The organism is Brevibacillus sp. M2.1A (assembly GCF_013284355.2).
GTDB lineage: Bacteria > Bacillota > Bacilli > Brevibacillales > Brevibacillaceae > Brevibacillus.
On record NZ_JABSUY020000001.1, the window covers coordinates 2,180,890 to 2,202,955 of the forward strand.

Here is a 22,066-nt window from a genome sequence, read left to right on the forward strand (position 1 = left end):
CATGGAAAAACAACGAGTAAGGATGGGGAAATTGAAGAAGAAACTGTGGATTTCTATACTACTTACAGCAATAGTTGTAGGAGGTTTTTATTCCCTTGTGAAAGGGAATCCTCCATTGGATATTGGTACCCTTGCTTCAAGCAATGATCATAAATCTGTTGTTGTGGGAATGGGTAATAAGGGCTTTGGTGAAGTGAAAATCATAGATGTTTCCGTGAATAATGATGAAAAACCATCAGAGACAAAAGTGCAGGTTAGTAATGCTTTACAAGGCTTCATCATAACGGATGATTATGATAATCCGGACTCCAAACCGTATGGATTTCAGAATATAGAGGACATAGCGATAAAAGCTGGCACAGCTACAAAAAGCGATGAAATGTATGGACTTAGTCTCATTCATCATGAAGCAATAAACAGAGTGAATATAAAGTACAGCTATCTTGGGATGACATTTGATGAAAGGGTGTTCTTTGCAGCGGGGGTAAATCAATGAGTCAAATGAAAGTTGAGCGGGAAGTAAGCGTGAAAAGGAGTGTTCCAAGGGCATGTTGAATGGAATGAACCACACAAGCGTTTCAGCTCTGGAAGCATTTGTGCAACAGTTCATGGAGACGGAAAAGGTGCCGGGGCTCTCTCTTGGCATCTCCATGAATGGTGAGACCATCTATCAAAAAGGCTTTGGTGTTACCGATCTGGGGACGAATCAGCCCGTAACACCCGGGACCATTTTCGGCATCGCGTCGGTTACCAAATCATTTACCGCTGCCGCCATCATGCAGCTCGTGGCAGAAGGCAAGCTGTCTGTTGACGACCCGATTCTCAGCTACTTGCCTGATTTACAAGTAAAGGGGTACATACATACTGACAAAATCACGATCCACCATTTGCTCTCTCATACTTCAGGGGTTCCACCACTGCAGCGCCGTGAAGAACTGACGAAACTCCCCGAGCATATTGCCTATTTGAACGAAGTCCAATTTGACCCCCTTGGTATACCGGGTGAGTATATCAGTTACAGTAACGACATGTTTCTTCTGCTGGGAGCCATTATCGAGCGCGTCACTGGGCAGCGCTACCGTACTTATGTAACAGAACGCCTGCTAGCGCCGCTGGAAATGAATCGCTCGACCTATAACCTAGAAGAAGTCGCTCGCTTTGCCGATGTCTCCGTCCCTTATATCAAAGGGGAGGAGCAGCAACTGAAAAAGGTACCATGGCCCACGCTCGGCAATTATGAAGTGGGGGGAGGCATTCGCTCGAATGTCGTCGATTTGCTGAAATACGGTCAGCTCTATATCAATGCCGGGCGTTATAAAGAGCAGCAGGTAGTAGATGGAGCCTTGCTGAGAGCCATGTGGCAGCCGGTTCATCGACTGACAAAAGATGCCTGGTATGGCTATGCGCTCAAAACAACCCCCGGTTATGAAGGAATGACGCTAGTGGAGCATGGGGGCGGTCAGCCCGGAGTGTCGTCGAACTTTGGCTTCGTTCCGGAAAAAGGGCTAGTCGTCACTGTTCTTTCCAACCTGGAAAACGTGCCAATCCGAAACGTCTGGCTGGCTGCCGTGAATGCTGCCCTTGGTTTACCGCTTGCACACAAAGAAGCCGAAGCCCTGCTCTATACGCCAACGAGAGAAGAGCTACAGAAACTCGTCGGGACGTACACGTCAGGGGAAGGCGGAAGATTGCGACTCTTCCTTCGAGATAATGCTCCTGTAGCAGAGGTAGCTGGTATGGAGTATGCGTTACGAGCCAGTAGCCACGATACGCTGATCGATGTACAAAATGGACAACCCCTGCGCTTCTTTTTCAAAAAACAGCAACAAGCATGGGCGGTTCTCATGGGGCTGAGGATGCTCTGTAGGAGCGAAGACAAGTTCTAGGCTGACTCCATAAATGAAGCAGCGGCGACCGAAGACATGATCATAAAGTCTTCGACTCGCCGCTGTTATGACTGTATTGGGATTCCACTGTCTAGGCTAAATAATGATACGTCGAGATTAAAAAGGAGAGAATGCAAAGAACGAGTGCCGGTATTGCTTTCGGAAAAGGATCTCTAGCAATCACAAGTAGAATGAAGGCAGCTACCAACATGGTCACGCCTAAAAGCAATCCAGATAATAATGCCGCGATCGAAAACCATATTCCAATAATCAAGCCAATGGAACTGATGATCTCGATAAAGCCAGTTAAGAAGTTAAAGATGGGCGGGAGTCCAAAGCGGTCAAATTCATTCGCCATTTTACCGGAAATAATTTTTGTACCTGTAAACATAAAGAAGATCGCTACAATGACTTGCAAAACGATTAGGATCATGATGGCTTCCTCACTTTCGTTATTCATTATCAAACTAAGTGTATGCTATAGCATGTATTTGATGGAGAAAGTATCTGATCTCTATTTATTCATCTTTTACGACTTGATAGAGTTTGTCGAGCAAAGCATGCAATTCCGCAATCTCTACATCGGTAAGGTTTTGCGTTACATGGTTATGTGCCTCAGTAACAACGGGTAGAAGCTTTGATTTTAGCTCCATCCCTTTGTCACTCAGTAACAAGTTATGTGAGCGTCGATCTGCGTCATTTAAAGTGCGAATGACGATTCCCTTTTTTTCAAGCGAGTAAATCATTCTGACGACGGTGGTTTGATCGCGGTCAATCGCGTCCGAAAGTTCCTTTTGTGTGATCGCTCTTTCTCCATCCATGACACTGAGAATGCCCCATTGCTCTGGCGTGATTTCCAATTGCTTTAACCTCTTCTTAAAATAGTTCGTCATTTTCATATCTGTACGGTGAAGAAGAAATCCGGTCAGATTGAATAATTCCATAGAGAATTCAACCCCCTTTGTTTATATGCTATAGCATATAAGATGCTAACGTATTTGTTCCCGTTAGTCAAATAAAGAGTGTCAGGGAAGCCTCATTGAAAAAAGAGTAAAGAAAACGAAAAAATTGGTAAAGATATTAAAACTTACAATTCAGAATATTTAATATAATACGAACTGTCTAACAAAAAAGATTATGAGGGGGTTCGTGTATGGGATTTCGTTCCTGGATTTCTGTGGCGCTCCAATTAACGATGGCGACAGCATTGCTTGTAGGCTGTAGTCAGCCGGCGGCCACTTCTGACTCAGCATCACCGTCAGATGCGAATGGCGTCACGCTAAAAATGGTCGAGAGCATTACTAGCCCACAACGAACTGCGCTGTTAAAAGAAATGCTAGCCCAGTTTGAAGCGAAGAATCCGGGGATCCAAGTCGATCTGATTTCACCTCCATTTGAAGGAGCAGATCAGAAGATCACGCAGATGCTGATGGCAAAAGAAGAGCTGGACGTACTAGAGGTACGCGAATTCAATGCCAAGCAGTTTTCGATGAACGGCTTTATTGAAAATTTGAAGCCCTACACAGACAAATGGCAAAATTACGATCAGCTGACTGACGTCGCCAAACGTCGAGCCACTTGGGTGGACAAAACTCCTTATTACATTCCGAATGGACTGTACCAGCGCGTTTTGTATTATCGGACAGATTGGTTTAAGGAAGCAGGGGTCGAAGTGCCGAAGACGTGGGATGAGCTGTTGGTCGCAGCCAAAAAGCTGACGGACCCTGCCAAAAACCGCTACGGGTACAGCTTCCGGGGAGGAGCGACCGGGTGGGATTACGCGCTGATCACAATGTGGGCCTACAACGGGACAGAGGTCGACCCTGACTCTGCCTTTTTCATGAAGGATGGACGCACGCTCTTCTCCACGCCACAATCATTGCAAGCCATGCAGTATTACAAACAGCTTTACAAGGAAGCCTCTCCAAAAGATTCTGTGAGCTGGGGCTTTCAGGAGATGGTCCAGGGCTTTGTAGCGGGTTCGACTGCCATGTTGATTCAAGACCCTGACGTCATTGATGGAGCCAAGGAGAAGATGCAGGAAGGGACGTGGGCGACTGCTCCGATTCCGCTTGGTCCTTCGGGTGTTGCCCAACAAGTAGTCGGAGGACCGGGCTGGGGAATGACTTCGTACTCGAAGCACAAGGAAGAGGCGTGGAAGCTGATTGAATTCCTCTCTGATCCCGAACAGAGCACTCATTTTGCGAAAAAGACTTCCACCATTCCTGTTGTGAAAAGTGCGGCAGAAGATGAATTTTACAAGACGGGTTACTTCCAGCCGTTTATTGAGATGAGCCAACAGCCGACGAAGTTCCTCGATGTTTCACGTCCTGTGGACTACAAAGGCTGGGGAGCTTGGCAAAGCACGGCGGATAAAGATATTCAGAGTTTTTTGCTCGATCAGCTCACCGCAGAGGACTTATTGAAAAAATGGGATCAATACTGGACAAAAGAAAAAGCCGAGCGAAAGTAGACGTGGGGGGATGGTAGCTTGGACACACAAAAACCCATCGTCATGATGACGAAGCAGGTTGTGCCGGAAGGGAAGAAATCGTTCCGAATCTCCAAAGAAGGTCGCTTTATATTTTTGTGCCTCTTGCCCGCCATTTTGTTTGTTTCCGTCTTTACGTATTATCCACTCGTGCGTGGAATCATCATGTCTTTTCAGAACTACACGCTTTTTGATTTGATGAATATTCAGTTCATCGGGCTGGACAACTTTGTGAACGTACTGACAAGCCCGGACTTTCCGCGTGTTGCCATGAACAGCTTTTACTGGGTGTTTTTCTCCCTTGTCTTTCAATTGCTGTTTGGCTTCATGCTGGCCCTCTTGATGCGTAAAAAATTTCGCGGGAGAGGGATATACCAGGCGTTTGTCTTTTTCCCGTGGGCGATGTCCGGCTTTCTGATTGGGCTGATTTGGCGATGGATGTTCAATGCCCAGTTTGGCGTTATTAACGATTTGCTCTTGAAAACGGGTCTGATCGATGCGCCGATCTCCTTTTTGGCGGATGGCACTTGGGCGATGGCTGCGGTCATTATCGCGAACATTTGGTATGGCGTCGCCTTTTTTGCCATCATGATTCTGGCTGCCCTGCAATCGATCCCGGAGGAGCTATACGAAGCGGCGGCGATGGATGGAGCGGGGCGGATTCAGCAGTTTTGGCGGGTGACACTGCCGTATATCATGCCTACGATGCTGGTGACGATCCTGTTGCGGGTCATCTGGATTCTCAATTTCCCGGACATTATTTACGCGATGACGAATGGAGCTCCTGCAGGCTCCACGCATATATTCGCTACCTACATGATCGATAAAGTCATCTTTGGACAAGACTACGGGCAAGCCTCGGCTGTGGGTGTCATCATCGTAGTGATTTTGATGTTGTTCACCAGCTTCTACGTGAAAGCGACCAAAGTAGAGAAGGGAGGGGACTTCTGATGCACCGTGAACATCTAAGGTGGAGGACTGGCAGAGCAATTGTCTTGACCTTGTTTCTTGCGTTTGCTATTTTCCCGCTGTATTGGATTATCATTACGTCGCTCAAAGGTCCAAAGGAAATCTTTTCGCTCCCGATTCAATATTGGCCGGAGCAGGTGACGTTGATCAACTACTTGGAGATCTTTCAGATTTCCCACTTTCAGGTGTACATCTGGAACAGCTTTCTCGTTTCCTTGGTCGCTTCGGCTATGGTCGTGTTCATCTCGATGCTCGGCGGTTACGTGTTGGCCCGCTTTTCGTTTACAGGCAAGCGTCAGGTGATGTTCGGATTTCTCGTCACCCAAATGATTCCGATGTTCATTGGCATGGCGCCGTTGTACATGATGATGTCCAAGATGCACATCTTAAATAGCCTGTTTTCGTTGATGCTCATTTACACGGTCATGCTGATTCCGTTTTGTACGATCATCATGTCCGGCTTTTTCCAACGGATACCCAATGCCCTGGAGGAAGCGGCGATGATGGACGGCTGTTCCCGATTGAGCGCCCTGTTTCGCGTCATCGTCCCGATCATGCTCCCCGGAATTGCCGCCACATTTATTTTCGCCTTCGTTCAATGCTGGAACGAGCTGATTATGGCGGTTCTGTTCATTGATGAAGAGTCAGTCAAAACGATTCCCGTCGCGATGAATGCCTTCATCAAAAAATACGATATCGAATGGGGAGCGATGTCGGCGGCTACGGTGCTGTCAGTCATCCCGACGATGCTGTTGTTTGCGCTTTGCCAAAAGTACTTGGTGGAAGGGCTCACACAGGGTGCTGTAAAAGGCTAGAGGTAGTCCCGCATGCCAGCTTGGTACGCTGTCTCATCGTCGTTTTCCAAACCGAACAACGCTTCCTCCAAGGCAAATGTACTCCGGTAAAATCTCATCCTAGTCATCACCTGCTCAAGCTGGGGGTACACCGGAGTGAAATGCTGCAAGAACGAATCCCCGTAGCTCGCACAGAGTCCTGCGAGGTCGTAAGCAGGATCGCCTACACAAGAGCCGCCAAAGTCGATAATGCCTGTGATGCGTTGTTTTGCTGGGGAGTACAAGATATTCCCTGTGCCAAAATCTCCGTGAGTCAGGCAAGGCTGAAAATCAAAGTGAGCAGGGTCAGCCAGGTATGCTTCAAAGCGCTCTGCCACATCTTTTTTGGCTTGCTCACGCATGGCTGGGAACAACTTCGAAGCAATCTGTTCATACAGGTCAGTCAATTGCTTGGCCATGTCAAAATCACCAGGGATAAGCTCCGGGAGCAGGGCGGTGACGGGAAGCTGGTGCAGTTCATGAAGAAATTGTGCCAGCTGGGCAGCGACAGTCGGTACGGAATTTTGACGCGAGGCTGCTTGAAAAGCTTCTCGGGTAAAAGGCTCACCTTCGAGTTGCGGATATCCGGCAAACACCCGCCCAGGTATTTCCTCAGCAAAGGACAAAAAGATCGGAGCCGGAATCGGCAGGGAGAGATATGGTTTTACTGTGCGTAAAATGCTCGTTTCGATCTTCAGTTGCTCGATTCCGGCGGTGTATTTCGGAAAGCGAAACACGTACGCGTCATTGACGATAAGCACATCATTGTTTTGGCCCATCTTGTTAAAGTAAGAGGAAGTAATGGTCAATTCTGGATACATTGCTTGAATGTGTTGAATATACGCTTGCGTTGTCGTTGTCATCATGATTCTCCTTCCAATACCCCGCATTTCGAAAAAGGAGCACTCTCCCCTTAGGAAAGTGCTCTTTTGTATTTACGATGCTGCCAGTTCAAATCTGACAAGCGTTTCTTTGGTGTTTGCGAGCTTTTCTAGTTCAACAATTCGCCAGTTAGGGGAGATTGTCCTGCGCATCCACGCCAATGCATCGTCTCGTAAGCGAACGCGGTGCAGTGCTGTTTCCTCAACGTGATAGTCACGCTCCGCTTGGATGTTGTAGCGTTTGTTCAACAAAAATTTGATCCCGTTAAAAGTGGTGAACTTGATCTGGTAGCCTTCGCGAATCGCAGCTTCCAGCGTAGAGGGATCATTTTTGGACAGTTCAAAGAGATAGGTGTAATCGTACTTGCCGCCCTCCACGTCCGAAAAAGGCGCAGGGTCACCTTTTCTCAGCTTGTGGATGATTTCTTCATCGACGAATCCATGGGCACGGGCTGCCTCTAACAGCATCGTTTCCCACTGGGATAGTTTTACGGTAGACATGGACTGTCCCTCCTCTTAGCACGATGTAACGGTACAGACTCGCCCGCTTTCTCCCAGTATAAAGCAATGAAATTGTACTTCTCAACTACAATTCCGACTGTTTTACTGTGAAAAGTGCGGCGAACTGCTTTGCTCAGGATGAGAGTGAGGAGAGGTTCTTCTTTTCACGCGGCTCCTTGGAGGTTGTAGTCAAGGTCACGCCTGCAATGATGAGAATCGCACCGAAAAACTGTACGGCTGTTACAGGCTTTGCCAGCAATAATAAGCCGAAAAGCATGGCGATAAATGGTTCGAGATTGGCAAACATCGCGGCTTTGGCAGCCCCTACCTTCTGTAGTTGGCTGTTCCAGATTAAGGTCACTATGCCGTGCATAACGACAGCGGTGACAAACAAGAGAAGCCAGGATGAAAGGCTGGTGCTTACCGTAGCCGTAGGGATGCTGATCAGGACAAAAGGCAGCATCGATCCGAAGCCGATCAAATTGGATACGAGCGTCGTCACGAGTGGAGGGAGTCGATGTCCCAACAACCTGACGAGGATGATCGAGGTAGCGAATGTCAGCATCGTCAATACAATCCAGAGGATACCGACATCAAAATGCAGCTCTGCCCCTGTATAAATGACGAATAAAACGCCTGATGTACCGATCACCGAACCGATTGCCATGCGACCGGTCAGTGATTCTTTCAAGAAGAAGGCAGCCAAGAGAGCGGTAGTAATCGGCGTCAATGCCAGGATCAGGGCAGAGGTGGTCGGATCAGCTGTAACGAGCCCTTTGTAGAAGGACCACTGGTTAATGAATACGCCGACAACTCCCAATACCGCGAGCAAAAGCCAGTCCGTACGAGAAAGCTTTGGCATTTTCAGACGTCCTCTGGACCAGATGAGCAGAAACAACACGATAAACAAGAGACGCATAGCTGACAAAAAGAGCGGAGAAAACTCGGCGACGAGCATTTTCCCGAAGACGAAATTGCTGCCCCAAGCGGTTACGCAAAAAATGAGCAGCAAGTAGGAGCGTAGCATAGGATTCGTTCCTTCCTGTGGGTCAGCGAGTGTGATCCGGCGTTCGGATGTACCGTTTCCATAGCCAGGTCATGGACAGGTAGGCCGTTAAAACCAGAGCTGTACATAAGGAGGCAATCCAGATTGCCATCATTGGATCGACGTACATCCGGCTGCTATAGCCTGCGACGAATCCCATTACTGCGCTGATCAAAATGAAAGTAGGTGCTTTTCCCTTTGTCAAAACAATGACGACGACAGGCAAAAACAGCGAGGCATACATAATGCCAAAGAAGAACAGTAAATCCAGCAAGGTCGGCTTGAAGTAGATCGTCAAACCATACGAAAGGGCACCGATGGCAATGGCAAGGATGTAGCCCAAACGTATTTTTTGCCGTTCCGAAGCGTCTGGGCGGAACAGCTGATACACATTGTTGACCATCAGACTGATCATGGAATGAAGACCTGCACCGAAAGCGGACATGATTGCTCCAAAGGCACAGAGGACAAATAATACAAGCAAGATCATCGTGTCAATCTTGCGTACGAGATCAAACAACAGCGAGTAGATATCATCAAATCCGCCCGTAAAAAGGACGATGATGATCAGCGAGGAGAACGCCAGGGGTACGGTGGCAAAAATGAGCCCGGACACCAGAAAGGTAGGAACGATCTTTTTCTCTTCCATCATATAAAGCCGCTGCCACGATGCCTGATCGACAAACACTTGACCAAACCCGATCAACAGTCCGGTAATGATAAAAAAAAGACCCTCGTTGTTGTTGAGCACCAGAAGGTAAGGATGGTACAGGCGCAGCCCGTTATAGACGTGCTCGACACCTTTTCCGACGAAAAAGTAGACGGGAATCAGAATAATGGCTGCAAACGTAATGACAATTTGCACGATGGCAAACCGATGGATCGAGCGGATTCCCCCGATGCCTGCAAACAGCACACAAAACCCGAAAAAACAGAGCAAGCCGAGCGGGATCGGTAAGCCAAACAAGATGTTGAGCAATACGCCCCCAGCCATCCCCTGAACGAACATCGCTTCGATCGTCGTAATCAAAAGGATGATGATCATCAACCAGTAACCAAACGGATGCAGCTTGTCCCGCATGTAATCCCCGATGGTCATCCCTTCTGACAACTCACGCCGGACCTTTCGCCCAAGCAGTCCAAACATACTGAGGGCAAATGCTCCCATCAAAGCGAAGCCGATCCCGCCAAATATTCCGTATTTGACGAGTGCTTCCGGTGAACCGAAGATCGTGTTTCCGGTCACCCAGCGGGCGAGGATCGAGACGACCCCAAGCCCGATGCCGATCTTTGCTGCACCTACCACGTATTCGCGAAACGATAAGTAGGTCAAGATACATTCCCCTTGTCCCGGTATTCTTTCGGGGTTTTCCCCACTACCTTGCGAAAAATGGTGCTGAAATAGTGTTGGCTGTTGAAGCCAGTCCGCTCGGCAACCGTCGATATGCTCCAATCAGGATGAGCAATCAGGAACTTCTTCGACATTTGAATGCGGTACTGCATTAAATACTCAGAGAATGAGACGCCTACTTCTTCATGAAAACGGCGGCTCAAATAGGTAGGATTGATATGGACTTCTGCGGCAAGATCAGCCAAATTCAGCTTCTCCGCGAATTTTTGATGAATGATGTTCATCGCATCAGAAATAATTCGGGTGTAAGCAGAGAGGGCAGGGCTCTTCTGATATTTTTTTAGAATGTCGACCAGCTCGCTCTCAATGACGGGCTTCGTGATGTAATCCACGACACCGAGGCGGATCGATTGTTTGGCATAATGAAAATCTTGATATGCCGTTACAATGATGAGCTCAATGTCTTTGTGCTGGGCTCTCAGCTCCTCGCCAAGCACCAGCCCGGATTTCCCCGGAAGATTAATGTCCAGAAAGGCGAGATGAAGAGGAACCTTCTGGCTGATCGCCATGGCCTTGCTGCCATCTGCGGCCTTGTAGAATTTCCACAAGGGGAACATGGGCTGAATCAAATACTCGAGTTGGTCCAGCTCCAATGGTTCGTCATCCACGAGTAATACGTTCATCTTCTCACCTCAGATCGATTTGTTCATACGTACAGGGCCACCTGACAGACACAAGAGTTCCTCCCTCAGATATCGGAGCAAGCTCCAGATGTGCATGATCACCAAAACAAAGGTGGAGCCGTCTGCGGATGTTATCCAACCCGTGACCGCTCTTCTCATGTGGCTGTTCGGTTTCGATCTCACTTTCATTCTGGAATGCTGTAAGTCCGGAAGAACCGTTGTCGATGACCGTAAGCAGGACATCGTCATATTGTCGGCTTATGCGGATGTCTATGATAGCTTCGCCCATTTTTCGTTCTAATCCATGCTTAAATGCGTTTTCCACGAGCGTTTGCAAGACGAATGGCGGTATGGATGCCTGCAAGAGATCATCTGCACAATCTAGCTGAATCCGGAGACGATCGCCGAAACGCAGCTTTTGAATCTCCAAATATTGCTCCGTGTACGTAATCTCCCGCGCCAATGAAATCAACGGCTCTGTGGATTTGTATTTGAATTTGAGAAACTGGGAGAGGACTTCGAGCGCTCTCACTAGTTCCTTCGTTCGGTTTAATCGCGCCAGACTCAGAATGACATTTAACGTATTAAACAAGAAGTGAGGCTGGATTTGTTGATTCAATTGATTGTAGAGCGCTTGCTGAAGCTCTTTTTCCAGCTCGATCTTTAGATTTTTGTTTTCTAATAGATCAATCCGCTTCTCGAAAATAAACAGAAACAATAAAGCAATAGCTCCTACGATAGGAGCCAAAATAAACAGCAGAATGAGTAATGTGAAACCTTCGAAGCTTATCATGAGATCCCTTCTGTATAGATAGATTTTGCAGTTACCATCATATCATGCTGCTTCGTGATCTCTTGTGTTTTTAGAAAATTTTAATCTCTCTATGAATTAGACTTGAGCAAGGTGGCAGGCGACTTGGTGCGTGTCGTGCAAACTCGTCAGCCCAGGTACTTCTGTTTTGCAACGATCAATCGCATACGGGCAACGCGTATGGAAGCGGCAGCCCTGAGGAGGATTGATGGGAGAAGGTACATCTCCGCGCAAAATGATCCGCTCCTGCTTTTTGTTAATATCCGGAACGGGGATCGCAGACAAAAGTGCCTGCGTGTAAGGATGCTGCGGGTTGTCGAACAGCGACTTTTTATCCGCGATCTCTACCACTTTACCGAGGTACATCACCATGACGCGATCCGAGATGTGACGAACGACGCCGAGGTCATGGGAGATGAACAAATACGTCAGCTTGAATTGCTTTTGCAACGATTTCAGGAGATTCAACACTTGAGCCTGAATGGATACATCGAGTGCCGATACGGCTTCGTCACAAATGATCAGCTTCGGCTGCATCGCGAGCGCACGCGCAATCCCGATTCGTTGGCGTTGTCCACCGCTGAACTCATGCGGGAAGCGGTCAATTTGGTCCGGACGCAAGCCTACATAGCCGAGCAGCTCGATAATGCGATCACGTCGTTGATGGGCAGGTACGATATTTTGGATCGCCAACGCTTCTCCGAGAATAGCGGATACAGATTGGCGCGGGTTGAGCGAAGCAAATGGGTCCTGGAAAATAACCTGCAAATGCTTGCGCATATCGCGCATTTGCTTCTTGGACATCGCCAGTAGATCTTGTCCCTCGAATAGTACCGTTCCGCTCGTCGGTTCATCCAGGCGGAGGATGGCACGACCGGTAGTGGATTTGCCACAACCGGATTCGCCTACAATACTCAGTGTTTCTCCTTCGTGGATCGTGAAGCTGATGTCATCCACGGCTTTTACATGGTTGACGGTACGGCCTAAAATGCCGCCTTTGATCGGGAAGTGCTGCTTGAGATTTTTTACTTCCAGCAGTGGTTTTTTCGTTGGATTCGCTTGTGTCGTCATCATGATCATACCCCCACTTCCGTAGCAGTCTTGGTGTCGCCGTCCCACTCAGACGTATACATCCAGCAGCGTACTTTGCTTCCGTCTGCATACTCCAAGAGCTCTGGAAGCTTCGTATGGCACAGCTCAGTTGCATGCGGGCAGCGTGGAGCGAAGCGGCATCCAACTGGCATGTTGAACGGACTTGGTACATTTCCTTTAATCGCTTGCAGCTCTTCTACATCCTCATCCAGACGGGGGAGGGAGTTCATCAGCCCTACTGTATAGGGATGACGTGGATTCGCAAACAGGTTTTGTGCAGTCGTGTACTCCACCACTTTTCCTGCGTACATGACCGCAACGCGATCGCATGTTTCAGCAACAACGCCTAGATCGTGGGTAATCATGATAATACTCATGCCCATTTCGACTTGCAGCTTTTTCATCAGCTCGAGAATCTGAGCCTGAATGGTAACGTCCAAAGCGGTCGTCGGTTCATCCGCGATCAAAATTTCCGGGCGGCAGGCGAGAGCCATCGCGATCATGACCCGTTGACGCATACCCCCAGACAATTCATGCGGCTCTTGAGTCGCGCGTTTTTCCGGGGAAGGAATACCGACCAGACGCAGCATGTCTACTGCCTTGTCCCATGCTTCCTTCCGTCCCATGTTTTGGTGCAGGCGCAATACCTCTGCAATTTGCTCCCCAACCGAATAAACCGGATTCAGCGAGGTCATTGGCTCTTGGAAAATCATCGAAATCTCGTTGCCGCGGATTGCGCGCATGTCTGCTTCCGATTTTTTCGTCAGATCTTGCCCTTTGAAAAGGATTTCTCCTCCTACAATTTTTCCCGGAGGACTGGCAATCAAACGCAGGATCGAGAGGGAAGTGATACTTTTTCCACAGCCCGATTCTCCTACCAGACCCAGTGTCTCTCCTCTATTTAGAGAGAAATCAACGCCGTCCACTGCTTTACTGACGCCATCTTCTGTGAAAAAATGCGTTTGCAGATTGCGAACGTCTAGGATGATATCTTGTTGTTCCGGCATGGTGATCCCTCCTTAGTTCAGATCAATTCGTTTATTAAAGTAGCGATACAATACATCGACGAGCAGGTTCACGAACACGAAGATAATGGAAGCGATCAGTACGCCGCCTTGTACGACAGGCAAATCACGCATGCGGATCGCATCGACGATCAGACGGCCCAAGCCGTTGATGGCAAATACAGATTCTACGAGAACCGTACCACCCAAAAGGAAACCGAACTGCAAGCCCACGACGGTAATAATCGGGATCAGCGCGTTTTTCAAAGCATGCTTGTAAATGATGACTGTTTCACGCAAGCCCTTTGCTTTCGCTGTGCGGATGTAGTCTTGACGCACGACGTCAAGCATACTGGAGCGAGTCATACGAGCAACGATGGCGGCTCCGGCAGTACCGAGTGTGATCGCTGGCAAAACCATGTGCTTCCAGGTGCCCCAGCCTGCGACCGGGAAGAGTTGCAACTTGACGGAGAACGTGTAGATCAAGCTCAAGCCGAGCCAAAAGCTTGGCAAGGATACACCGAGCAAGGCAATAACCATGATCGTAATATCAGCAGCAGAGTATTGCTTGGTAGCAGAGATGATCCCTGCGATCATCCCGAGGACAACCGTTACAAAAATACTGGCAACGGCGAGCTCGATGGTAGCAGGCAAGCGTGCCATAATCTCATCCCACACGGGGAGATTGGAGCGAAGTGATGTCCCTAGATCGCCTTGGAACACATTGACAACATACTGCGCGTATTGAACCATAATCGGCTGATCCAAGCCGAGCTGTGTACGCATTTTCGCAATCGTTTCTGCAGAAGCGCCTTCACCAGCAAGCAATACAGCCGGGTCGCCAGGAACCATTTGCATGATCAAAAAGACGACAAGAATAACACCGAGCAGGACGGGAATCATCTGCAGCAGGCGACGGGTAATGTAAACAATCATGTAGCATTCCCTCCTATTGTTTCATTCGTGGATCGAGAGCGTCCCTGAGGCCGTCCCCAAAGATGTTGAAGCCGAGAACAAGAGTTGCAATAGCGAAACCAGGGAACATGGCCAGATGCGGAGCGGTAAACAAGAAGTCGCGTCCGTTACTGAGCATGGCGCCCCACTCCGGCAGAGGAGGCTGTGCTCCCAGTCCGAGGAACGAAAGGCCAGCCGCGGAAAGAATCGCAGTAGCGAGGCGCATCGTTGCCTGTACAATAATAGGAGACAAAATGTTTGGGAAAATGTGTCTAAAGATAATCGTGAAGTCATTGGCACCGAGTGAGCGGATCGCATCGATGTACTCCAGTTTTTTCACGGTCAAGGTTGAGCCGCGGACGATCCGTGCAAATACAGGAATCGAGAAGATACCAACGGCGATCATCACGTTAAAGAGACTTGGCCCTAAGGCACTGACAATGGCTAGAGATAGCAGGATTCCCGGGAAGGCGAGCAGGACATCGATGATACGGGAGATGACTGTATCTACCCAGCCCCCGTAGTAACCGGATAATAAGCCGAGAATAATTCCGAAAAATGCACCAATAAAGACGGCAACAAATCCGACGGACATCGAGAGCTGTGTCCCGTATAAAAGACGGCTCAGTACATCCCGACCTTTGTCATCGGTACCCATCCAGTGTTCAGAAGATGGTGGCTTCAACTTGTTAACCAAGTCAATCTCATATGGATCATGGGGAGCGATAAATGGTGCCAACAGGGCAATCGCGATGTAAAAAATCACGATACAGCCGCCTACCATGGCGAGTTTGTTTTTTCGTAGTTTCCTGTAAAAAGTCCGCCATCTGCTAGGGCGTGCAGCCGCTGCTTTCGGCGGAAGAGCTTGATTGGTTGGTGCGATCTCAACCTTCATGGTGTAACCCCTCCTTTGCTTACGTCAAAGTTATCAGAAAAATGTACGAAGTAAAGGCAATTTGAACAAGTCGTAAAAATAGTGAAAATAGACGTAAAGATTGTGCAAATCAAGTCTTTCCGCTTCCTAGATAATGGGGGAGAAAGGAATGGAGAGAGACAAAGAGAGGGTGGATAATGGATGGGCGTTACCTATTGGTTGACCAATGTTCGTTTGGAGACGGGCTACCGTCGGGAAAATGGTGTCGTCACGGGGACAGAGGCATCCTTGTTTCACATTTTGGTTAAAGACGGAAAATTCGCGCGTATTGCACCAGCGACAGAGAAGCTTACAGACGGTATTTTGCAAAAGGATGCAAAAGGCTTATTGGCACTCCCATCTTTCGTAGAGAAGCATGTTCATTTGGACAAGACGCTTCAGGGAGAACCATGGCGGGCTGTTATTCCTGTGTCCAATATCATTGAACGCTGCGAAATTGAAAAGCGCACACTGCCGGGATTGCCGACAACTACACAAGAGCGTGCGGAGAATCTGCTGGAGATCCTCTTGTCCTATGGCTCGACACATGTGCGTACACATGTGGACATTTACCCGGAAGTGGGGATCTCCAATCTGGAATCAGTGAAAGCAGCATTAGCAACCTACGCGGATCGAGTCACCAACGAGATCGTGGCATTCCCGCAGCATGGCTTGTTGCGTACAGACGCAAAAGCACTCTTGCGTGAGGCATTGCGCCAAGGTGCGACTCATGTCGGGGGCGTGGACCCAGCTAATGTGGATGGCGATATAGAAGAATCCTTGCACCAAATGATGGAGCTGGCGGTAGAAGCAAACGCAGGTGTGGACTTGCATTTGCATGACCCGGGACATTTGGGAACCTACACAATGAAGCGACTGGCAGCAATGACCGTGGATGCTGGCTGGCAAGGCCGCGTAGCAGTCAGCCATGCGTTTGCGCTCGGAGACATCCCAGTGCAAGAAGCAGAAGAGATGGCGACGATCCTGCGGGAAGCAGGCATTACGATTATCACCAGTGTGCCATTTAGCCGCGTGATCCCACCTGTACAGCTACTGCACCAAAATGGCGTAGACGTTGCGGTCGGCTGCGACAACATTTTTGACACGTGGCAGCCATACGGAAATGGTGATGTGCTGGAACGCCTCTGGCGACTGGCAGAACGCAATCGTTGGCTGGACGAGCTGTCTCTGTCTCAATCTCTGCGTTTTATCACAGGTGGCAAAACGACGCTGGATGCCAACGGAACACAGCTATGGCCTGCACAAGGGGAAGACGCTAGCCTGATCCTCGTGGATGCGACCTGCTCGGCAGAAGCGATTGCGCGCCGTGCAGATCGACACGCTGTATTCTTCAAAGGCAAGCTCGCTTCTGGGCAAGTGGAAGAAGTGAACGTTTAAGAGGGGGGAAAAGCCGGTGAAATCTTCTCCTTATTGGATCGTCAACGCTCGACTGGAAATCGGGTATGAGTGGGAAGAAGGCGTGATCAGTGGAACGCGGACAGAGCTGTGCGATTTGCTTATTGAGCATGGAAAAATTACACGCATTGTCCCTTCCAGTGAAATTTTGGAGGATGGGCTGCCTAAAAAGGACGCGAAAGGCTTACTGATCTTGCCGTCTATGGCCGAGAAGCACATTCATCTGGAAAAAACGTATTACGGCGGCCCATGGAAGGCAACAACTCCCGTAAAAAACTTGTTCGAACGCCACGCTGAGGACAGAGGGCTGTTGCCGATGTATCTCAAGCAGGCACAGACAGGAGCAGAAAATATTCTCTCGCTGCTGGTGGAAACAGGAGTGACACATGTAAGAACGCATTGTCATGTGGACCCACAGGTTGGTCTTGGGTTTTTGGAAGGAATGAAAAGTGCGTTTGAGACGTATGCAGACCGTGTCTCCCACGAAATTGTTGCTTTCCCGCATTATGGGATGCTGCGTACACAAGCGCGCGACATGGTACGTGAGGCACTGCGTCAAGGCGCTACTCATGTAGGCGGCGTCGATCCGGGTGGAGTAGACGGCGACATCGAGCGTTCCCTGCAAACGATGCTAGAGCTGGCAGTCGAAGCAGATGCCGACATTGACATGCATTTGCATGATCCGGGGCATCTCGGCGTGTTTACGATGAAGCGCCTCGCTGCTCTGACGGAAGAGGCAGGCTGGCAGGGCCGTGTCACGATTAGTCACGCGATGGGATTGGGCGATGTTTCTCAGGAGGAAGCTAAAGAGCTGGCACAACGCCTCGCCTCGCTTGGCATTTCTATTGCATCGACCGTGCCAATCAATCGCCCGACCATTCCGATTCCGTTGCTGCATCAAGAAGGGGTTGCCGTCATGCTCGGCAACGATAGCCTGACAGACAACTGGACCCCCTTTGGCAGCGGAGACTTGTTGGAAAAAGCAGGACGACTGGCTGAACGCTTCCGCTTGACGGATGAAAGATCGTTAGGCGTAGCACTCGGCTTTGTGACAGAAGGGCGGATCACTCTCGATGACACCGGGAATCGCCTGTGGCCATTGGCTGGAGATGAGGCGAGCCTGATGGCGGTCGAAGCGACATGTTCAGCAGAAGCAGTTGCGAGACGTGCGAAGCGCAAGGTCGTGCTTTTCCAAGGCAACCGGGTAGCGGGTGAGTGGTAGTACTACTTTTAAATAGAAAGGATGTCATGGATAGATGTCTACAGCCTATTGGATAACCAACGTCCGCTTGGAGAGCGGATACCGCAAAGAAAATGACAAGGTGGTTGCTACAGATACTGAAGTGGCGCATCTATTAATCGAAGACGGACGAATTGCGCAGATCGTGAGTGGAGCCGCTCCACAAACCGAGCTGCCAACGAAGAATGCCAGCGGTCTGTTGGCACTGCCGTCATTTAGGGATATGCACATCCACATCGATAAAACGTATTATGGCGGCCCTTGGAAAGCCGTGACGCCAGTAAAAAACATCTTGGGTCGACTGGAAGAAGAGAGCCAGCTCATGCCGAAGCTGCTGCCAACAGCACAAGAGCGCGCAGAAAAAATGCTGGAATTGCTGCTGTCCGCAGGCTCCACCCATATTCGCTCCCATTGTAATATCGATCCGTACATCGGACTCAAAAACCTGGAAGCGACGATGGCAGCACTGGAAACCTTCAGCGGCAGATTGCAGTGCGAGGTCGTTGCCTTCCCGCAGCAAGGTCTTCTGCGAAGTAACCAGGTGGAGAACATCCGCCAAGCCTTGAAGATGGGGGCGACCTACGTTGGCGGTGTAGACCCGGCGACCGTGGATCAAAACATCGAGAAATCGCTCGCTACCATTTTTGAGCTGGCAGTGGAAGCGAATGCACCCATCGACGTTCATTTGCATGATCCGGATCATCTCGGGGTGTTTACATTCAAGCGTCTTGCTAAAATGACCGAAGAAGCAGGGTGGCAAGGTCGCGTTACCATCAGCCATGCCAATTCCCTTGCTGACATCAGTCTGGAAGAAGCAGGGGAAGTAGCAGAAATGCTCGCTGGCTTGGGCATTTCGATCACTTCCACTGTACCCGTGAACAGAGGGACGATTCCGATTCCATTGCTGCATGAAAAAGGCGTGTCTGTTTCTCTCGGAGACGACAGTATTACCGATCACTGGTCGCCATTTGGACAAGGAGACAGCTTGGAAAAAGCGGGCCGATTGGCTGAGCGCTTCCGCATGCAGGACGAACGTTCCCTGTCCCAAGCACTGGGCTTCATTACAGGTGGGAAAACGCCGCTGGATAAAGAGGGCAACCGCCAATGGCCGAATGTTGGCGACGAAGCGGATATTGTATTCGTTCATGCATCCTCGGCAGCAGAAGCAGTTGCACGCCGCGCGAAGCGCCAAGCTGTAATGTTCCGCGGGAATGTCGTTTCTGGGGCTTTGTAAGATCGAAAAGAAAATCTATAACAAAAACAGACACGCAATTGTGACGTGTCTGTTTTTGTGTTCATTTGCCTGCACCTAAAATGCATGGCACCAGCACAAAGGATCATCTCCCCCACAATGTGGGCAACAACCCCCTGTATAGCGAAGTCGAATTTGATCTGAATGCAGCACACCATAGTCGGTAATCGGTTCGACGCCCGGGATTGGTTCGTCCGGGGTCTCGCGCACTTTCATGTCCGACCACTTTCCGCTCCAGGAACATATACGGCACGTTAATCTCTCAGCTGTAGGGTGCAACGCATTCTCGATGACGATCATACATTCTTGACTGTTGGTATTACAGGTAGGACAATCGTGAAGTTTCATGATTCATCACCTCTCAAGTTTGCATACATCCTCAAAATAATCGACAACAACCTCACGGAATTCTTGGGCAGCGCGCGAAATGTACCGACTCTTGTGCCATAATAATGCGATTTCCCGTACCAATTCGTGATTCTCGACTCTTAGATACGAGATTTGTTCACGAGAATCTCTTGCCGTGCTTGGTATGAAGGCTATGCCGATTTCTGCTTCCACCAGTTGGATCAGCCTTGCAGGTTCATCTCCCTCATACACATAGGTGGGTGCGAATCCAACCGACTTGCATATAGTGTCCACGAGATCGCGTGTACCGTACCCTTTCTTTACACCGACAAACGATTCATCTTTCAGCTCTGTCAAAGATACGATGCTTCGGTCTGCCAGTCGATGTCCCCTTGGAACAGCTACGAGGATAGGGTCAATGAACACGATTTGACATTCGATGTCATCGTCTTGCACAGGAGGGGAGGACAAGCAAAAATCGACCTCTCCTCTATGAAGAAGCGTAACCATTTCCTGGGTGGACAGCATTTGTACATGAAATTGGATATCAGGCCGCTTTTTCCGAAACTCGCGAAGGATATTAGGCAGCGTGCTTGCAGTAGTCACCGCTAATTCAAGAGTACCATGCTCCGGGTTGGACAAGTCGCGAAGCTCCAGTTTCCCTTGTTCCAATTCAAACAGAGCTCTTTCCACCCGACAGAGGAATTTGCTTCCGAACTCATTCAGACGCAGCTTTCTCCCTGTACGATCAAATAGCGGGACTCCCAGATCCTCCTCTAATCGTTGAATCGTTTTACTAAGGGACGATTGGGTCACATGCAGGCTTCGTGCAGCTTCGGTCACATGCTCCATACGAGCAACGGTAAGAAAGTATTGCAGTTGAAGAAGTTCCATTTAGCTCCTCCATTCATTCCTTTGAATCAATGGAATCATAACATGAAATACGTTGGAGTAAATGTTTGATTTCCAGTACGATATCATCAAAACGCTTTAAGGAGGGCTGAAAATGGGGGCTCACAACAGGTGGTTGATGATTTCCGTTGGACTAGGGATATTGTTGAACCCGTTAAATTCTTCGATGATTTCTGTTGCGATTGCAAGGCTGCAAAATGTGTACAGTCTTGATTTCACGGTTGTTTCGTGGATGATTTTCTCGTTCTACATTGCGAGTGCAATCGCTCAACCTGTCATGGGAAAGGCAAGTGATTTGTTCGGACGCAAGAAGATATTCCTTACCGGGCTTGTCGTATCTTTCGTTGCTTCCTTATTGGCTCCATTATCTCCAAACTTTGGGTGGCTCATTGTGTTCCGAATTGTGCAATCGATTGGAACAAGCATGATGGTTGCCGTTGGAATCGCCATTGTACGAATCCATATTACGGAGAAACAAGCGACTGCGCTTTCCGTACTGTCCATATTCCTGTCTGGAGCAGCTGCGATTGGACCTTTTATTGGCGGGGTATTGCTTCATTATTGGGATTGGTCTGCGATCTTTCTCGTTAATATTCCGTTCGTGGTGGCGAGCTTCCTGTTAGCCTGGAGGATGATTCCAAAGGATGGATCGGCAGCATCTGTTGCACATAAGATGTCCTTTCGAAAATGGTTGGAATTGATTGATGCAACAGGGATCATGCTCTTCGCGGTGGGTCTGGTTGCACTGCTCGTTGGATTGCTTTTCGCAAAATCATCGGGGCATGTCTCATGGTGGCATATCATGGTTGGAGGGATCGGCCTCGTTACACTGGTAGCTTTCGTACGACATGAGTTAAAAACGGCTTCTCCGTTTATTCCGCTGCGGACATTCGCGAAGTATCCTGCGATGACGTGGGTCAATATCGAATTCATGCTCGTTAACGTCCTTTTTTATTCGCTTTTTTTCGGCCTTCCATCCTACCTACAAATGGTTCGTCATGTCAGCGAGTTCCATACAGGAATGCTCATGCTCAGCTTAGGTTTATGCTCCCTCATTGTGTCTCCACTAGCAGGACGATGGATTGATCACTCAGGACCTCGGCCGGCATTGCTCACATCCGCCATGTTGATGACATTTGGGTCATTGTGGATCGTGACGTTAAAGCAAGATTCACATGTGATCAGTGTGTGTGTGGCGTTAGCGGCATTCGGCATTAGCAACGGGTTAAACAATGTCGGTATGCAAGCAGCCTTGTTCAAAAGCTCTCCAAAAGAAATCATCGGCGTAGCATCCGGATTATTTCAAACATCCAGATACCTGGGTACCATTCTCTCCTCATTATTGATCGGCATTGTAATGGGAGATAAGTTCAGCGCCGAGGGTTTGCAAGTGCTTGGCATTATCCTCACGACAATCGCGTTGTCTTTGGTACTCATGAGTTGGCGACGGGCATCAGGGCAGCGAGGCGAGTCGTAGGTTCGCT

At 49.1% G+C, this 22,066-nt stretch carries 22 protein-coding genes; 9 read left to right on the forward strand and 13 right to left on the reverse strand.

Translation table 11 applies throughout. The annotated features are described in order from the left end of the window. The first annotated feature begins 22 nt into the window (after positions 1–22). Positions 23–496: a hypothetical protein gene (locus HP567_RS10720; RefSeq protein ID WP_173609135.1), complete on the forward strand. Its 474-nt coding sequence runs from the start codon at positions 23–25 to the stop codon at positions 494–496. Positions 497–560: 64 nt separating this feature from the next. Continuing rightward, positions 561–1,886, forward strand: coding sequence for a serine hydrolase domain-containing protein (locus HP567_RS10725; protein ID WP_173609134.1), 1,326 nt, complete (start codon positions 561–563; stop codon positions 1,884–1,886). 91 nt (positions 1,887–1,977) lie between these two features. Here HP567_RS10725 and HP567_RS10730 read toward each other — a convergent pair whose 3' ends face one another. Continuing rightward, complete coding sequence (locus tag HP567_RS10730) at positions 1,978–2,319, reverse strand: DoxX family protein (protein WP_173608716.1); 342 nt, start codon at positions 2,317–2,319, stop codon at positions 1,978–1,980. A gap of 85 nt (positions 2,320–2,404) precedes the next feature. Beyond that, positions 2,405–2,830: a MarR family winged helix-turn-helix transcriptional regulator gene (locus HP567_RS10735; protein WP_173608715.1), complete on the reverse strand. Its 426-nt coding sequence runs from the start codon at positions 2,828–2,830 to the stop codon at positions 2,405–2,407. Positions 2,831–3,039: 209 nt separating this feature from the next. Here HP567_RS10735 and HP567_RS10740 point away from each other — a divergent pair, with 209 nt between their 5' ends. From HP567_RS10740 to HP567_RS10750, 3 genes are read left to right on the forward strand one after another with little or no spacing between them, the layout of a single operon-like run. Further along, entirely contained in the window at positions 3,040–4,359 is a 1,320-nt protein-coding gene (locus HP567_RS10740; RefSeq protein WP_173608714.1) for an ABC transporter substrate-binding protein, read from the forward strand. Positions 4,360–4,377: 18 nt separating this feature from the next. Further along, the gene (locus HP567_RS10745) at positions 4,378–5,328 is read left to right on the forward strand and encodes a carbohydrate ABC transporter permease (protein ID WP_173608713.1); all 951 of its coding nucleotides are present in this window, start codon (positions 4,378–4,380) and stop codon (positions 5,326–5,328) included. Continuing rightward, entirely contained in the window at positions 5,328–6,161 is an 834-nt protein-coding gene (locus HP567_RS10750) for a carbohydrate ABC transporter permease (protein ID WP_173608712.1), read from the forward strand. The genes HP567_RS10745 and HP567_RS10750 overlap by 1 nt, the downstream gene beginning before the upstream one ends. On the opposite strand, the gene HP567_RS10755 is transcribed toward HP567_RS10750, so the two are convergent. The 10 genes from HP567_RS10755 to nikC form a co-directional block, all read right to left on the reverse strand. Further along, positions 6,158–7,042 carry a phosphotransferase family protein gene (locus tag HP567_RS10755; protein ID WP_173609133.1) on the reverse strand — a complete coding sequence of 295 codons (885 nt, stop codon included), beginning with the start codon at positions 7,040–7,042 and terminating at the stop codon, positions 6,158–6,160. The genes HP567_RS10750 and HP567_RS10755 overlap by 4 nt on opposite strands. Before the next feature lie 72 nt (positions 7,043–7,114). Further along, positions 7,115–7,561, reverse strand: coding sequence for a hypothetical protein (locus tag HP567_RS10760; RefSeq protein ID WP_173608711.1), 447 nt, complete (start codon positions 7,559–7,561; stop codon positions 7,115–7,117). A 133-nt stretch (positions 7,562–7,694) separates the two neighbouring features. Next, positions 7,695–8,588, reverse strand: a complete 894-nt coding sequence (locus HP567_RS10765; protein WP_173608710.1) for a DMT family transporter — start codon at positions 8,586–8,588, stop codon at positions 7,695–7,697. Between the two features lie 22 nt (positions 8,589–8,610). Further along, positions 8,611–9,939 (reverse strand): sodium:solute symporter family transporter, encoded by a 1,329-nt coding sequence (locus HP567_RS10770; protein ID WP_173608709.1) that lies wholly within the window; start codon positions 9,937–9,939, stop codon positions 8,611–8,613. After that, entirely contained in the window at positions 9,936–10,640 is a 705-nt protein-coding gene (locus tag HP567_RS10775) for a response regulator transcription factor (RefSeq protein WP_173608708.1), read from the reverse strand. Before HP567_RS10775 ends, HP567_RS10770 begins: the two co-directional genes overlap by 4 nt. A 4-nt stretch (positions 10,641–10,644) precedes the next feature. Continuing rightward, positions 10,645–11,433 carry a sensor histidine kinase gene (locus HP567_RS10780; RefSeq protein WP_173608707.1) on the reverse strand — a complete coding sequence of 263 codons (789 nt, stop codon included), beginning with the start codon at positions 11,431–11,433 and terminating at the stop codon, positions 10,645–10,647. Positions 11,434–11,529: 96 nt separating this feature from the next. Beyond that, entirely contained in the window at positions 11,530–12,525 is a 996-nt protein-coding gene (locus HP567_RS10785; protein WP_229087987.1) for an ABC transporter ATP-binding protein, read from the reverse strand. A 2-nt stretch (positions 12,526–12,527) separates the two neighbouring features. After that, positions 12,528–13,550, reverse strand: coding sequence for an ABC transporter ATP-binding protein (locus tag HP567_RS10790; RefSeq protein WP_173608706.1), 1,023 nt, complete (start codon positions 13,548–13,550; stop codon positions 12,528–12,530). 12 nt (positions 13,551–13,562) lie between these two features. Continuing rightward, a complete protein-coding gene (gene nikB, locus HP567_RS10795; protein ID WP_173608705.1) occupies positions 13,563–14,483 on the reverse strand; it encodes a nickel ABC transporter permease in 921 nt (306 codons plus the stop codon). Positions 14,484–14,496: 13 nt separating this feature from the next. After that, positions 14,497–15,396, reverse strand: coding sequence for a nickel transporter permease (gene nikC, locus HP567_RS10800; protein ID WP_173608704.1), 900 nt, complete (start codon positions 15,394–15,396; stop codon positions 14,497–14,499). A gap of 180 nt (positions 15,397–15,576) precedes the next feature. Here nikC and HP567_RS10805 point away from each other — a divergent pair, with 180 nt between their 5' ends. From HP567_RS10805 to HP567_RS10815, 3 genes are read left to right on the forward strand one after another with little or no spacing between them, the layout of a single operon-like run. Beyond that, positions 15,577–16,812: an amidohydrolase gene (locus tag HP567_RS10805; protein WP_173608703.1), complete on the forward strand. Its 1,236-nt coding sequence runs from the start codon at positions 15,577–15,579 to the stop codon at positions 16,810–16,812. A 16-nt stretch (positions 16,813–16,828) separates the two neighbouring features. Further along, positions 16,829–18,052: an amidohydrolase gene (locus tag HP567_RS10810; protein ID WP_173608702.1), complete on the forward strand. Its 1,224-nt coding sequence runs from the start codon at positions 16,829–16,831 to the stop codon at positions 18,050–18,052. A 34-nt stretch (positions 18,053–18,086) separates the two neighbouring features. Then, positions 18,087–19,304, forward strand: a complete 1,218-nt coding sequence (locus HP567_RS10815; RefSeq protein WP_173608701.1) for an amidohydrolase family protein — start codon at positions 18,087–18,089, stop codon at positions 19,302–19,304. 372 nt (positions 19,305–19,676) lie between these two features. Here the strand turns inward: HP567_RS10815 and HP567_RS10820 are convergent, their stop codons facing one another. Continuing rightward, positions 19,677–20,564 carry a LysR family transcriptional regulator gene (locus tag HP567_RS10820; RefSeq protein WP_173608700.1) on the reverse strand — a complete coding sequence of 296 codons (888 nt, stop codon included), beginning with the start codon at positions 20,562–20,564 and terminating at the stop codon, positions 19,677–19,679. Positions 20,565–20,676: 112 nt separating this feature from the next. Here HP567_RS10820 and HP567_RS10825 point away from each other — a divergent pair, with 112 nt between their 5' ends. Next, positions 20,677–22,059, forward strand: coding sequence for an MFS transporter (locus HP567_RS10825; RefSeq protein WP_173608699.1), 1,383 nt, complete (start codon positions 20,677–20,679; stop codon positions 22,057–22,059). Positions 22,060–22,066 lie beyond the last annotated feature (7 nt).

Coding starts and splice junctions, on each gene's coding strand:
- HP567_RS10740 (WP_173608714.1), top strand. CDS start 3,040: ATGGGATTTCGTTCCTGGATTTCTGTGGCGCTCCAATTAACGATGGCG.
- HP567_RS10765 (WP_173608710.1), bottom strand. CDS start 8,588: ATGCTACGCTCCTACTTGCTGCTCATTTTTTGCGTAACCGCTTGGGGC.
- HP567_RS10790 (WP_173608706.1), bottom strand. CDS start 13,550: ATGCCGGAACAACAAGATATCATCCTAGACGTTCGCAATCTGCAAACG.
- HP567_RS10785 (WP_229087987.1), bottom strand. CDS start 12,525: ATGATGACGACACAAGCGAATCCAACGAAAAAACCACTGCTGGAAGTA.
- HP567_RS10730 (WP_173608716.1), bottom strand. CDS start 2,319: ATGATCCTAATCGTTTTGCAAGTCATTGTAGCGATCTTCTTTATGTTT.
- HP567_RS10725 (WP_173609134.1), top strand. CDS start 561: ATGAACCACACAAGCGTTTCAGCTCTGGAAGCATTTGTGCAACAGTTC.
- HP567_RS10805 (WP_173608703.1), top strand. CDS start 15,577: ATGGGCGTTACCTATTGGTTGACCAATGTTCGTTTGGAGACGGGCTAC.
- nikC (WP_173608704.1), bottom strand. CDS start 15,396: ATGAAGGTTGAGATCGCACCAACCAATCAAGCTCTTCCGCCGAAAGCA.
- HP567_RS10780 (WP_173608707.1), bottom strand. CDS start 11,433: ATGATAAGCTTCGAAGGTTTCACATTACTCATTCTGCTGTTTATTTTG.
- HP567_RS10735 (WP_173608715.1), bottom strand. CDS start 2,830: ATGGAATTATTCAATCTGACCGGATTTCTTCTTCACCGTACAGATATG.
- nikB (WP_173608705.1), bottom strand. CDS start 14,483: ATGATTGTTTACATTACCCGTCGCCTGCTGCAGATGATTCCCGTCCTG.
- HP567_RS10720 (WP_173609135.1), top strand. CDS start 23: ATGGGGAAATTGAAGAAGAAACTGTGGATTTCTATACTACTTACAGCA.
- HP567_RS10775 (WP_173608708.1), bottom strand. CDS start 10,640: ATGAACGTATTACTCGTGGATGACGAACCATTGGAGCTGGACCAACTC.
- HP567_RS10820 (WP_173608700.1), bottom strand. CDS start 20,564: ATGGAACTTCTTCAACTGCAATACTTTCTTACCGTTGCTCGTATGGAG.
- HP567_RS10825 (WP_173608699.1), top strand. CDS start 20,677: ATGGGGGCTCACAACAGGTGGTTGATGATTTCCGTTGGACTAGGGATA.
- HP567_RS10750 (WP_173608712.1), top strand. CDS start 5,328: ATGCACCGTGAACATCTAAGGTGGAGGACTGGCAGAGCAATTGTCTTG.
- HP567_RS10815 (WP_173608701.1), top strand. CDS start 18,087: ATGTCTACAGCCTATTGGATAACCAACGTCCGCTTGGAGAGCGGATAC.
- HP567_RS10760 (WP_173608711.1), bottom strand. CDS start 7,561: ATGTCTACCGTAAAACTATCCCAGTGGGAAACGATGCTGTTAGAGGCA.
- HP567_RS10755 (WP_173609133.1), bottom strand. CDS start 7,042: ATGACAACGACAACGCAAGCGTATATTCAACACATTCAAGCAATGTAT.